Here is an 11,510-nt window from a genome sequence, read left to right as displayed (position 1 = left end):
AAGAATAGGCGCGAAGCGGCGATGGCGACAGGGGGAGAGTGGCAGGCGCTGGTTCTGGCGGCGGGACTCAGCACCCGCTTCGGTGGACCAAAGCTGCTGGCGCTCTGGAACGGCGGGGTGCTGATCGACGGCGCCCTGAGGGCGGCCTTCGCGGCGCCGGTGCGCACGGTCACGGTGGTCACCGGCGGCCACGCGGCCGGGGTGACGGCGGCGGCGCAGGCGTTCGCCGAGCGGATCGGCCAGTCCGGACGGCTGGCCCTGGTCCACGCCGCCGACCATGGCGAGGGCCTGTCGGCCTCGCTGCGGGCCGGAATCGCCAGCCTGCCGGAGGATACGGCCGGCGCCTTCATCTTCCTGGCCGACATGCCGGCTATCCCGCCCTTCGTCGCCAATGCGTTGATCGACGCGATGACGCCGGACCATGACGCCGCCGCCCCCACCTTCGAGGGCCGGCGCGGGCATCCCGTGCTGCTCGGCCGGGCCCTGTTCGAACCGATCCGCCACCTGACCGGCGACCACGGGGCCGGGCATCTGCTGCGCGGCCTCGGCGAGCGGCTGGCGCTGGTTCCGACCTGTGAGGTCGGCATCCTCAAGGACGTAGACCATCCGGCGGACCTTTGAACCGGTCCTGCACAAGGCCGCCCACAAGCCGCCGCAAATCTTGTGCGTCATCGATCCATGTTCGACCGACGCGCCCTCCTTGCAGCCTCTCCCGCCCTGTTCCTGCCCGCCGTGGCGCTCGCGGCGCCGACGGACTGGGGGGAGAAACTGGTGGCGGCGGCCAGGGGGCAGATCGGGCGGACCGTCGTCTATGATCCGACCTATGTCCGCCTGGCCTATCCCGGCGGCGATGTGCCCATCGAGCGCGGCGTCTGCAGCGATGTGGTGATCCGCGCCTATCGCACCGCCTTCGGCCTCGACCTGCAGGAGAAGGTGCATCGGGACATGGCCGCCAATTTCGGAGCCTATCCCCATACCTGGGGCCTGCGCGGGCCCGACAGCAACATCGATCACCGGCGGGTGCCGAACCTGGAGGTCTTCCTGCGCCGCAAGGGGGCCCAGCTGCCGCCTGGAACCCCGTGGAAAGCCGGCGACCTGATCACCCAGCGACTTTTACCCGGTCGATATTCCCACATCCTCATCGCCACGGGTCGGCGGAACCTGCTGGGCCAGGAGATCATCGTCCAGAACAACGGCGCGGGCGCCAGGCTGGAGACGCCCCAGGCAGCGGCCGAGCTGTTCGGCCACTATCGGCTGGACCCGCGCAAGGCCTGAAAAATCCCCCGGCGGGGTTGACCCAAACGCCCCTTGGGCGTTGAAGGCGCGCACCTCTGTTTTTGCTATCCGAAGGATGCCGCCCGTGGCCGACAAGAAGATCAAGAAGGTCGTTCTCGCCTATTCGGGAGGGCTCGACACCTCGATCATCCTCAAATGGCTGCAGACCGAGTACCAGGCGGAGGTCGTCACCTTCACCGCCGATCTCGGCCAGGGCGAGGAGCTGTCGCCGGCCCGCGAGAAGGCCCTGATGATGGGCATCAAGCCTGAAAACATCTTCATCGAGGACCTGCGCGAGGAATTCGTCCGCGACTACGTCTTCCCGATGTTCCGGGCCAACACGGTCTATGAGGGCCAGTACCTGCTGGGCACCTCCATCGCCCGGCCGCTGATCGCCAAGACCCAGATCGACATCGCCCGCAAGGTCGGGGCCGACGCCGTCTCCCACGGCTCGACCGGCAAGGGCAACGACCAGGTGCGGTTCGAGCTCGGCTACTATTCGCTGGAGCCCGACATCACCGTCATCGCCCCCTGGCGCGAATGGGACTTCAAGAGCCGCGAAGCCCTGCTGGAGTTCGCCGAGCAGCACCAGATCCCGATCTCCAAGGACAAGCGCGGCGAGGCGCCGTTCAGCGTCGACGCCAACCTGCTGCACAGCTCCTCCGAGGGCAAGGTGCTGGAAGACCCGGCGGTGGAGGCCCCCGAGTTCGTCCACATGCGGACCATCTCGCCCGAGGACGCGCCGGACACGCCGACCATCTTCACCCTGGACTTCGAGCGCGGCGACCCCGTGGCCATCGACGGCGAGGCCCTGTCGCCGGCCGCCCTGCTGACCAGGCTGAACCAGCTGGGCCACGACAACGGCGTCGGCCGGCTGGACCTGGTCGAGAACCGCTTCGTCGGCATGAAGAGCCGGGGCGTCTACGAGACCCCGGGCGGGACCATCCTGCTGGCCGCCCACCGCGGCATCGAGAGCATCACCCTCGACCGGGGCGCCATGCACCTGAAGGACGAGTTGATGCCGCGCTATGCGGAGCTCATCTACAACGGCTTCTGGTTCGCCCCCGAGCGGCTCATGCTGCAGGCGGCCATCGACTTCAGCCAGGAGAAGGTGACCGGCCAGGTGCGGGTCAAGCTCTACAAGGGCAATGTCAGCATCATCGGCCGCAGCAGCCCCTACAGCCTGTACGACCAGGAGTTGGTGACCTTCGAAGAGGGCAAGGTGGCCTACGACCAGCGCGACGCCGCCGGCTTCATCAAGCTGAACGCCCTTCGCCTGCGCGGCCTGGCCAAGCGGGCCAAGCGCGAGGCCTAGGGCGCGTCGTCCAGCCGGTTGTAGGGATAGCGGTCGCGGATTTCGGCCTGGAAGAACTGGCCCTGCGACTCCGCCTCGACGAAGCTGCGGTGCACCTCGCCCGGGACGCCGACGTAGACGTATTCGCCACCGCTGCGGAACTTCACGAACAGCTTGCCGTGGGTTTCCTTGTAGCGAATGCGATCGATGGCGGTGGACTGCTCCGGCATTGGGCCTCCAATGGTTCGTCCGTAGACTGGTTTTAACGCGCCGCGCGGCAAACGTTTCCGCCCTTGCCACGGCGGCGATCCGTGTCAGCCTGCCGACCTGCAGGATGGAGCGCCCGGCGCATGATACGACGGATCTGGCTGACGGCCCTGGCGACCGCCCTGCTGCTGGCCGGGCCGGCGGCGGCGGGCGACGCCCGTTGCCTGATGGACCACCTTCCGGCCGACAAGCGGGCTCAGGTCGAGGCCATGTACGCCCGCAGCGTCGACGAGGGCCTAGCCTCCAGCCTCTACAGCGAGGCCGATTTCGAGGCCATGCTGGCCGGCTGCAACATCGCCGCCAGCGATACGGGCCGGTTGACCGCCGCCGCCCAGGCCCTGGCCGGCTATGAGACCGAGACCGGCGTGGCCCTGTGGCTGAAGGCCAACCGCGACATAGACGATCGCACCCTGCAGGCGGTCTGGTCGGCCAGCCGGCTGGCCGATCCTGCCGTCGCCGAGGCGGCCGCCGCCGACGACAACCTGGTCGCCGGCCTGGTCTACGAACTGGCCGCCAAGTTGGGCCTGGAAGACCAGGAGGATCTCACCAACCTGGGGGCCTACGTCTCGGCCCGGCTGCTGCGTCAGGCCAGCGAGCGCAAGTTCTAAGGGCTGGTTTGCATCGGCCGCGAACCGTGACAGCTTCCGCCTCAGGGAGCCGGCGACAGGTCGGCGGGGAGACTTGACCCATGAGAGACCAACATGCGCTGGTGGCGATCGTCACCTGTCTGTCGCTGCTCGTCGTCATCTGGATGATGATGCGGGTGGGCGGAGCCCGCGGCCGCACCGGCATCGCCGCGCCGGCCATGACCGGCCATCCGGACCTCGAGCGCCATGTCCGGGTGCATCTGAACACGCTTGAGAGCCTGCCGATCTACCTGGCCAGCCTGTGGCTGTTCACCCTCATCTACCCGACCGTCCCGTTCAACGACCTGATCGCCGCCGGCCTCGGCCTGGTGTGGATCGTCGGCCGGCTGTTGTACGCCCTGGGCTATGTGAAAGACCCCGGCGCCCGGTCGCTGGGCTTCCTGATCCAGGGACTGGCCATCATCGTCCTGCTGCTGGGCGCCCTGGGCAAGGCGATCTTCGTGCTGGTCCAGGTTGGCGCTTGAGCCCCATCGTCCGGCATCAACGGTCCCGGTCTCGGGACAGCGCCTTCGCCCGATGAAGACGGTGCTGTTCATCTGCAGCCAGAACCGCCTGCGCAGCCCGACGGCCGAGCAGGTGTTCGCCGACTGGCCGGGAATCGAGACGGCCTCGGCCGGCACCAACAATGACGCCGAGACGCCGCTGGACGCCGAACTGGTCGCCTGGGCCGACCTGATCTTCGTCATGGAGCGGCCGCACCGGAACAGGCTGCAGAAGTCATTCCGCAGGGCGCTGCGGGGGCGGGTGATCTGTCTCGATATCCCCGACGACTACGGGTTCATGGATGAGGCGCTGGTAGCGTTGTTGAAGGCCAGGGTCATCCCGCATTTGCCGAGGGGTTAACTGCTCCCCAAAATCCGCTGTCATCCTCCGGGCCCGCGGAGCGGGAGCCGGGGGACCCATGCCGGGACGCGAAGACTCCTGGCCATTTTCACGCGGACAGATGGGTCCCCCGATCCGCGCTGCGCGCGGTCGGAGGATGACAGCAAAGTGAGGAGAAGGCCCTAGTGCGCCTCGTCCCAGTTCTTCGCCGCCCGCGCCTCGACGACCAGCGGCACGCTGATCTCCACCGCCGGGAAGGGCGCGCCCTCCATGACCCGCTTGGCGACCGCGATGGTCGCCTCTGCCTCGGCTTCGCTGGCCTCGAAGACCAGTTCATCGTGCACCTGCAGCAGCATGCGCGATGACAGACCAGCCTCGCGCAGGGCGTCCGGCATGCGGGCCATGGCGCGGCGAATGATGTCGGCGGCGGCGCCCTGCAACGGGGCGTTGATGGCCGCCCGCTCGGCGAACTGGCGCTGGCCGACGCTCTTGCCGTTGATGTCGGGGATATGGATCTTGCGGCCGAAGATGGTGCTGACATAGCCGTTCTGGCGCACCTGGGCCCGCATCTCCTCCATGTAGTCGCCGATGCCGGGGAAGCGGCGGAAGTAGGTCTTGATATAGTCGGCCGCCTCGCCCTGCGGGATCGACAATTGGTTGGCCAAGCCGAAGGCGCTGATGCCGTAGACGATGCCGAAGTTGATGGCCTTGGCCCGGCGGCGGATCTCGGACGGCATGCCCTCGATGGGGGTGTCGAACATCTCGGACGCGGTCATGGCATGGATGTCGAGGCCCTGCGTGAAGGCGCTCTTCAGCTGCGGGATGTCGCCGACGTGGGCCAGCAGGCGCAGTTCGATCTGGCTGTAGTCGGCGCTGATCAGCAAATGGCCGGGCTCGGCCACGAAGGCCTTGCGGATCTTGCGGCCCTCCTCGGTGCGGATCGGGATGTTCTGCAGGTTGGGATCCGACGAGGAGAGGCGCCCCGTCGTCGTCGAGGCCATGGCGTAGGCGGTGTGGATGCGCCCGGTCTTGGGCGAAATCGCCGCGATCAGGTTGTCGGTATAGGTGCCCTTGAGCTTCGACAGCTGGCGCCAGTCGAGGATCAGCCGCGGCAGCTCGGCGCCCTGCAGGGCCAATCGTTCCAGCACATCGACGTCGGTCGCCCACTGGCCGGTGGCGGTCTTCTTGCCACCCTCCAGGCCAAGCTCTCCGAACAGCACCTCACCGATCTGCTTGGGGCTGCCCATGTTGAACGGCCGGCCGAGCATCTCATGAGCCTTGGCCTCGAAGTCGGCCATGCGCAGGGAGAAGTCGTGGGACAGCCGGCGCAGCTCGTCGGTGTCGACCTTGACCCCGGCGTTCTCCATGGCGGCGATCACCGGCGGCAGGGGCCGCTCGAGGGTCTCATAGACCGTCAGCATGCCCTCGCGGGCCAGGCGGGGCTTGAGCTTGTGCCAGAGCCGCAGGGTGACGTCGGCGTCCTCGGCGGCGTAGCAGGTCGCCTCGTTCAGCTGCACATGCTTGAAGCTGATCTGCGCCTTGCCGGTCCCGGCCACCTGCTTGAACGGGATCGGCTTGTGGCCGAGCCAGAGCTCGGAAAGCTCGTCCATGCCGTGGTTATGCAGGCCGGCCTCCAGGACGTAGGAGATCAGCATGGTGTCGTCGATCGGCGCCACGTCGATGCCGCGCAGGGCCATCACCGCGATGTCGTACTTTGCGTTCTGCGCCACCTTCAGCACGGCCGGGGATTCCAGCAGCGGTTTCAGGCGGGCCAGGGCCGTGGCCTTGTCGATCTGCGCATCGACCGGGGCGGCCTCGGTCAGCAGGTCGCCGCCGACCGCCTCATGGGTCAGGGGGATGTAGCAGGCGCGGCCGGGGGCGGTGGCCAGGGACACGCCGCAGAGGCCGGCGGTGGCGCTGCCAAGCGCATCGGTCTCGGTGTCGAAGGCGATGACGCCGGCCTCGTAGGCCTCGGCGATCCAGCGGTCGAGGGTCTCGAGGTCGCGGACGCACTCGTACTTGCTGACGTCGATCTCGATGGCCGCCGGCTCGGGCGTGGCGGGAGCCGGCGCGGCTTCCGGAGGCTTGCCGAAACCCGGCAGCGGCTGGGGCGCCATGCCGCCGCCCTCGGCGGCGACGCCGATGCGGCGAAGCAGGGTGTTGAAGCCCATCTCCGTGAGGAAGGCGGCCAGGGTGTCCTTGTCGGCGTCGCGGACGGTCAGGTCCGCGATCGGTTCCGGCAGCGGCGTATTGCAGTCGAGCTGGACCAGGGACCGCGACAGGCGGATCTGGTCGGCGAAATCGATCAGGGTCTGGCGGCGCTTGTCCTGCTTGATCTCTCCCGCGCGTTCGAGAAGCGTGTCGAGGTCGCCGAACTCGTTGATCAGCAGGGCGGCGGTCTTGATGCCGATGCCGGGGGCGCCCGGCACATTGTCGACGCTGTCGCCGCACAGGGCCTGAACATCGACCACCTTGTCGGGCATGACGCCGAACTTCTCGAACACCTGGTCGGGGCCGATGCGGACGTTCTTCATGGTGTCCAGCATGGTCACCCCGTCGCCGACCAGCTGCATCAGGTCCTTGTCCGACGAGACGATGATGGTCTCGCCGCCCAGCTCCCGCACCCGGCAGGCGTAGGCGGCGATCAGGTCGTCGGCCTCGTAGCCGGGCAGTTCGATGCCGGGCACGCCGAAGGCGCGGGTGGCGTCGCGGACCAGGGCGAACTGCGGAATCAGGTCCTCCGGCGGCGGCGGCCGGTGGGCCTTGTAGAGGTCGTACATCTGGTTGCGGAAGGTCTTCTCCGAATGGTCGAAGATCACCGCGAAGTGCGTGGGCGCGTCTTCCCTGGTGTCACGCAGCAGCTTGAACAGCATGTTGCAGAAGCCGGCCACGGCCCCGACCGGCAGCCCGTCCGACTTGCGGGTCAGCGGCGGCAGGGCGTGATAGGCCCGGAAGATGTAGGCGGAACCATCCACCAGGTAGAGCCGGATCGGCGGGCCGTCCTGGGTCATGTGACGGTGGTCTTGCGGGGTGGCTGCGTCGCTCATGGGGGCAAGATAGTGGCTCCCGCGCGCCGGGTCAGCGCCCCTTTGCAAGCGGCGCGGAAATTGGCAGGTTGTGGCGCGAGTTGGGGGAGGATTTTACCGTGCGTAGAGTTGTACTGGCAGGCCTTCTGGCTGGACTGGCGGGCGCCGTATCGGCCCAGACCCCGGCGCAAGCTCCCCCGGCGCCACCGGCCGGGCGCCAGCCGGTGATCACCAATCCCGATTGGCTGCGCAAGCCGACTCAAGAGGAGATGATGTCCGTCTGGCCGGCGGAGGCGGCGCGCAAGGGGATCGGCGGCCGGGCCGTCATCGGCTGTTCGGTCAATGTCACCGGCGCCCTGCAGGCCTGCACGGTGGTCAGCGAAGACCCGCCCGGCTCGGGCTTCGGTCAGGCCGCCATCCTGCTGGCCGGCTCGTTCAAGATGAAACCCCGCCTGATCGATGGCAAACCCGAGGCCGGGGCGACGGTGAGGATCCCGATCAACTTCGTCGCCACGGGCCCGTTCGGCGGCAAGACGAAGCCGGCCCTCAGCCAGCCGGTCTGGATCAAGGCCCCGAGCTTCGAAGACATGGCCGCCGCCTGGCCGAAGGGAGCCGGCGACCTGCAGGAAGGCAGCGCCACCCTGCGCTGCTCGGTGTCCTCGACCGGTGGCCTGCGCGGTTGCCAGCGCTACAACGAGCTGCCGAAGGGCAAGGGCTTCGGGAGCGCCGCCATGGCCCTGGCCGGCAAGTTCGAGCTGAAGGTCAATGACGAGGACCTCAAGCAGCTCAAGGGCGGCCTGATCATCGTGCCGTTCCGCTTCCTCAACCCCGCCTCGCCCGACAGCCTGACGCGCAAGGTTTCCAAGCCACGCTGGATCATCCAGATCAAGCAGGACCGGGTGCTGGCTCTCTACCCCAACATCGCCGCCGAGGCCGGGGTGAAGACGGGCACGGGGGTCGCCGACTGCCTGGTCGCGCCCGACGGCAAGCTGACCGACTGCAAGGTGGCCCGCGAGACCCCGAAGGCGCTCGGCTTCGGCTCCGCCGCCCTGGCCATCGCCGGGGTCATGCAGATGAACCCCTGGACAGACGATGGCCGCCCCGTCGACGGGGCCCGCATCCGGTTGCCGATCAACTTCATCCAGGCCGACGATCCGGCCCCGAAAGCCAAGCCATGAAAACCCGCCTGTTCCTTCTGTTCGTCCTGACCCTGAGCGCCGGCCCGGCCCTTGCGCAAACGCCGGCGGATATCGTCGAAAAGCCGCAGTGGCTGGCCAAGCCGGAAGGCGACGACATCGTCAGATACTATCCCGACATTGCCCTCGACCGCAGCATCAGCGGCCGGGTGGTGCTGTCCTGCACAATCAGCGCCAAGGGCCGGGTGACGACCTGTGAAACCCTGCAGGAAACCCCCTGGGGCCTGGGCTTCGCCGAGGCCTCGATCCGGGTGCTGATCGACAAGGCGCTGTTCAAGCCCGGCAAGGTCAACGGCAAGCCGGTCGAATCGACGGTCCGCATCCCCTTCTCCGTGCAGTCGCCGACGCCGGGGGCTCGATATGTCATTTACCAGCCGATCTACGCCAGGGCGCCGACCTGGGAAGAGGTCAACGCCGCCTGGCCAAAGGAGTCCGACGCGCCCGAGGCGACCGTGGTGCTACGATGCTCCCTGCGGGCCAGCGGCTCGCTGGCCGCCTGCATGAGCGCCGGCCGGGCGCCCGACGCCTTTGTCGGGGCGGCCAAACGCCTGACCGACAAATTCGAGGTCCGCCTGTCGGAAGACGAGGCGATCAAGTTCGCCAATTCCGACGTCCTGATCAGCCTGCACTTCCTCAACCCGGCCAGCATCGAAGCCCGGACCGTGAGCGTGAAAGACCCGTTCTGGATCACCACCGTGAAGCCCGAGAAGGTGCTGAGCGTCTTTCCGGCCCAGGCGGCCGAGGCCGGCATCAAGTCGGGCCGGGGCGTCGCCGACTGCCTGGTCGCCCCCGACGGCAAGCTGACCGACTGCAAAGTGGCTCGCGAGAAGCCCGATGGCATGGGCTTCGGCGCCTCGGCCGTGGCCATCGCCCAGCTGATGCAGATGAACCCCTGGAACACCAAGGGCCGCCCGGTCGTCGGGGCGCGGGTCAAGTTGCCGATCGACTTCAACCTCGCCGATGAGGCTGCCCAATGAGACCGGCTACCCTGATCGCCCTGGCCATAGGCCTGCTGCTGGCCGGGGGGGCCGTCGCCGCCCCGCCCGCTTCGGAAGAGGCAAGGCTGGCCGCCAACCCGATGGACTCCGACCTCATGGACGCCTTCCCCGAGAAGGCCCGCGGCCAGAACATCAAGGCCGCGGTGACCATGCGCTGCACCATCGACGCGACCGGCAAGGCGCGGCGGTGCGAGACCTTGAAGGAAGACCCTTATGGCCTCGGCTTCGGCGAGGCCGGAACCGGGCTGATGGAGCGCAAGGGCCGGTTCAAGCCGCGCCGTATCGACGGCCAGGCGGTCGACGGTGGCCAGGTGGAGGTCTCTGTCTACATCTGGCCCCGGCCCGGCCGAAAGGCCTCCACCCCGCTGTACGACGAACCGGTCTGGGCTTCCGTCGCCAGCGCCGAAGACATGGCCGCCGCCTGGCCGGCCGGCCATCCCGGCGACGAGGCCGTGGTGGTGCTGCGCTGTACGATGCGCCCCGCGGGCGAGCTGAAAGCCTGCCGGGCGATCAATGGCGCCGAAAAGGCTCCGGTGGATGCGGCCCTGGCCCTCAGTGACCGGTTCCGCGTCCGGCTGGACCGGGAACAGGCCAGCTTTCACGCCGGCTGGGACGTCATCCTCAGCCTTCGTCTGCTCAACCCGGCCGGCCCTGCCGCCGCCGAACGGCAGGTCAAGGCGCCGGACTGGACGACCTATCCCGACAAACAGGCGCTGCAGGCCGTCTATCCGGACAAGGCCGCTCAGGCCGGCATTCGCTCCGGCCGCGGCATCGTCGACTGCCTGGTCGCCGCCGATGGATCGCTGACCGACTGCCGCATCGTCGGCGAGCGACCGGACGGTCTTGGCTTTGGCGAGGCGGCGGTGCGGGTGGCGGGCCAGATGAAGCTGGACCTGTGGAGCGCTGATGGCCGCCCGACCGCCGGCAGTCGCATCCGCCTGCCGGTCGACTTCAACCAGCCGCAGTCGACCGCCAGGTGAAGATCCTGGCGTTCACCCTCCTGATGATGGGCGCTCCGCCGACGGAGGTGAGCGGCGTGGTCATCACCCCGCCGCCGGTTGTCGAGGAGGCGGACCTGACCGCCAAGCCCTCGGGACAGGATGTCGAATCGGCGTTCCCGCCATCCCTGCGGGGTCAGACCATCTCCGTCGATGTGAAGATGCGCTGCTTGGTCGACGCCGCCGGCAAGCCCAAGCGGTGCGACCTCCTGGCGGAATCGCCCTACGGCCTCGGTCTCGGCAAGATCGGGACCGATCTGATGGAGCGGAAGGGCCGGTTCAAGCCGCGCAGGATCGACGGCAAGCCGGTCGACGGCGGCCAGGTCGAGTTCACCCTGGTCATGTCGGAAATGGGCCGGCCCGAGAGGCTGATCACCAACCCGGTCTGGGCCGCCGCTCCCAGCCTCGAGGAGATGACCGCCGCCTGGCCGGCAGACCGCCAGGGCGACGAGGCCGTGGTGGTGCTGCGCTGTACGATGCGCCGCTCGGGCGAGCTGGAGCAGTGCAGGGCGGTCAACGACGCCGACAAGGTCCTGGTTGGCGCGGCGCGGACCTTGAGCGAGCGCTTTCGCGTCCGCCTGACCCCCGAGGACGCCCGGCGCGCCGTCCGCGCCGACGTCTTTGTCAGCCTCCGATTTTTCAATCCGGCCGGCGCGAGCGGCCAGGAGCGGCGGGTGCGGGCGCCGGAATGGATCGTCACCCCCGAGGAGAAGGTCGTTCAGGCCGTCTATCCGGACCGGGCGGTGGAGGCCGGGATTTTCTCGGGGCGCGGCGTGGCCGATTGCCTGGTCGCCCCCGACGGCACGCTGGCCGACTGCCGCGTCGCCGCCGAGCGGCCGGACGATGCCGGTTTCGGCGAGGCCGCGGCGCAGGTCGCCGGCCAGTTGCGGCTGAATCTGTGGAGCCAGGACGGCCGCCCGACCGCCGCCCTCCGCATCCGGTTGCCGATCGACTTCAACCAGGCCCCGGACGAGGCGGCGAAGTAGC

12 protein-coding genes are annotated in these 11,510 nt (G+C 68.5%); 10 read left to right on the top strand and 2 right to left on the bottom strand.

What is annotated here, in order from left to right:
- The first annotated feature begins 21 nt into the window (after positions 1 to 21).
- From O5I81_RS00485 to O5I81_RS00475, 3 genes are all read left to right on the top strand, one after another.
- A complete protein-coding gene (locus O5I81_RS00485) occupies positions 22 to 621 on the top strand; it encodes a nucleotidyltransferase family protein (protein WP_271066984.1) in 600 nt (199 codons plus the stop codon).
- 57 nt (positions 622 to 678) lie between these two features.
- Positions 679 to 1,275: a DUF1287 domain-containing protein gene (locus O5I81_RS00480; protein ID WP_271066983.1), complete on the top strand. Its 597-nt coding sequence runs from the start codon at positions 679 to 681 to the stop codon at positions 1,273 to 1,275.
- Between the two features lie 85 nt (positions 1,276 to 1,360).
- The gene (locus tag O5I81_RS00475; RefSeq protein WP_271066982.1) at positions 1,361 to 2,590 is read left to right on the top strand and encodes an argininosuccinate synthase; all 1,230 of its coding nucleotides are present in this window, start codon (positions 1,361 to 1,363) and stop codon (positions 2,588 to 2,590) included.
- Here the strand turns inward: O5I81_RS00475 and O5I81_RS00470 are convergent.
- Positions 2,587 to 2,799 carry a KTSC domain-containing protein gene (locus O5I81_RS00470; protein ID WP_271066981.1) on the bottom strand — a complete coding sequence of 71 codons (213 nt, stop codon included), beginning with the start codon at positions 2,797 to 2,799 and terminating at the stop codon, positions 2,587 to 2,589. The two genes, O5I81_RS00475 and O5I81_RS00470, sit on opposite strands and share 4 nt — an antisense overlap.
- Before the next feature lie 120 nt (positions 2,800 to 2,919).
- Between O5I81_RS00470 and O5I81_RS00465 the strand changes: the two genes are divergently transcribed.
- The 3 genes from O5I81_RS00465 (at position 2,920) to O5I81_RS00455 (ending at position 4,326) form a co-directional block, all read left to right on the top strand.
- A complete protein-coding gene (locus O5I81_RS00465) occupies positions 2,920 to 3,444 on the top strand; it encodes a hypothetical protein (RefSeq protein WP_271066980.1) in 525 nt (174 codons plus the stop codon).
- An 80-nt stretch (positions 3,445 to 3,524) separates the two neighbouring features.
- Positions 3,525 to 3,947: an MAPEG family protein gene (locus O5I81_RS00460; RefSeq protein WP_271066979.1), complete on the top strand. Its 423-nt coding sequence runs from the start codon at positions 3,525 to 3,527 to the stop codon at positions 3,945 to 3,947.
- Positions 3,948 to 3,999: 52 nt separating this feature from the next.
- Positions 4,000 to 4,326 carry a low molecular weight protein tyrosine phosphatase family protein gene (locus tag O5I81_RS00455; RefSeq protein ID WP_271066978.1) on the top strand — a complete coding sequence of 109 codons (327 nt, stop codon included), beginning with the start codon at positions 4,000 to 4,002 and terminating at the stop codon, positions 4,324 to 4,326.
- Between the two features lie 161 nt (positions 4,327 to 4,487).
- Here O5I81_RS00455 and polA read toward each other — a convergent pair whose 3' ends face one another.
- Positions 4,488 to 7,352 (bottom strand): DNA polymerase I, encoded by a 2,865-nt coding sequence (polA, locus tag O5I81_RS00450; protein WP_271066977.1) that lies wholly within the window; start codon positions 7,350 to 7,352, stop codon positions 4,488 to 4,490.
- Positions 7,353 to 7,450: 98 nt separating this feature from the next.
- Here polA and O5I81_RS00445 point away from each other — a divergent pair, with 98 nt between their 5' ends.
- From O5I81_RS00445 to O5I81_RS00430, 4 genes are read left to right on the top strand one after another with little or no spacing between them, the layout of a single operon-like run.
- Positions 7,451 to 8,509 carry a TonB family protein gene (locus O5I81_RS00445; protein ID WP_271066976.1) on the top strand — a complete coding sequence of 353 codons (1,059 nt, stop codon included), beginning with the start codon at positions 7,451 to 7,453 and terminating at the stop codon, positions 8,507 to 8,509.
- Positions 8,506 to 9,504, top strand: coding sequence for a TonB family protein (locus O5I81_RS00440; protein ID WP_271066975.1), 999 nt, complete (start codon positions 8,506 to 8,508; stop codon positions 9,502 to 9,504). Before O5I81_RS00445 ends, O5I81_RS00440 begins: the two co-directional genes overlap by 4 nt.
- Positions 9,501 to 10,505 (top strand): energy transducer TonB, encoded by a 1,005-nt coding sequence (locus O5I81_RS00435; protein ID WP_271066974.1) that lies wholly within the window; start codon positions 9,501 to 9,503, stop codon positions 10,503 to 10,505. The genes O5I81_RS00440 and O5I81_RS00435 overlap by 4 nt, the downstream gene beginning before the upstream one ends.
- Positions 10,502 to 11,509 carry an energy transducer TonB gene (locus O5I81_RS00430; RefSeq protein WP_271066973.1) on the top strand — a complete coding sequence of 336 codons (1,008 nt, stop codon included), beginning with the start codon at positions 10,502 to 10,504 and terminating at the stop codon, positions 11,507 to 11,509. The genes O5I81_RS00435 and O5I81_RS00430 overlap by 4 nt, the downstream gene beginning before the upstream one ends.
- Position 11,510 lies beyond the last annotated feature (1 nt).

The organism is Caulobacter sp. NIBR1757 (genome assembly GCF_027912495.1).
In the GTDB taxonomy this organism is placed as follows: Bacteria; Pseudomonadota; Alphaproteobacteria; order Caulobacterales; family Caulobacteraceae; genus Caulobacter.
Note: the sequence above shows the minus strand (reverse complement) of the source record. Positions and strands in the feature narration are given on the sequence as shown.

What these genes read in the sequence shown, in the direction of transcription:
- polA (WP_271066977.1), bottom strand. Translation starts at nt 7,352, where the DNA reads ATGAGCGACGCAGCCACCCCGCAAGACCACCGTCACATGACCCAGGAC.
- O5I81_RS00485 (WP_271066984.1), top strand. Translation starts at nt 22, where the DNA reads ATGGCGACAGGGGGAGAGTGGCAGGCGCTGGTTCTGGCGGCGGGACTC.
- O5I81_RS00455 (WP_271066978.1), top strand. Translation starts at nt 4,000, where the DNA reads ATGAAGACGGTGCTGTTCATCTGCAGCCAGAACCGCCTGCGCAGCCCG.
- O5I81_RS00435 (WP_271066974.1), top strand. Translation starts at nt 9,501, where the DNA reads ATGAGACCGGCTACCCTGATCGCCCTGGCCATAGGCCTGCTGCTGGCC.
- O5I81_RS00460 (WP_271066979.1), top strand. Translation starts at nt 3,525, where the DNA reads ATGAGAGACCAACATGCGCTGGTGGCGATCGTCACCTGTCTGTCGCTG.
- O5I81_RS00465 (WP_271066980.1), top strand. Translation starts at nt 2,920, where the DNA reads ATGATACGACGGATCTGGCTGACGGCCCTGGCGACCGCCCTGCTGCTG.
- O5I81_RS00440 (WP_271066975.1), top strand. Translation starts at nt 8,506, where the DNA reads ATGAAAACCCGCCTGTTCCTTCTGTTCGTCCTGACCCTGAGCGCCGGC.
- O5I81_RS00480 (WP_271066983.1), top strand. Translation starts at nt 679, where the DNA reads ATGTTCGACCGACGCGCCCTCCTTGCAGCCTCTCCCGCCCTGTTCCTG.
- O5I81_RS00470 (WP_271066981.1), bottom strand. Translation starts at nt 2,799, where the DNA reads ATGCCGGAGCAGTCCACCGCCATCGATCGCATTCGCTACAAGGAAACC.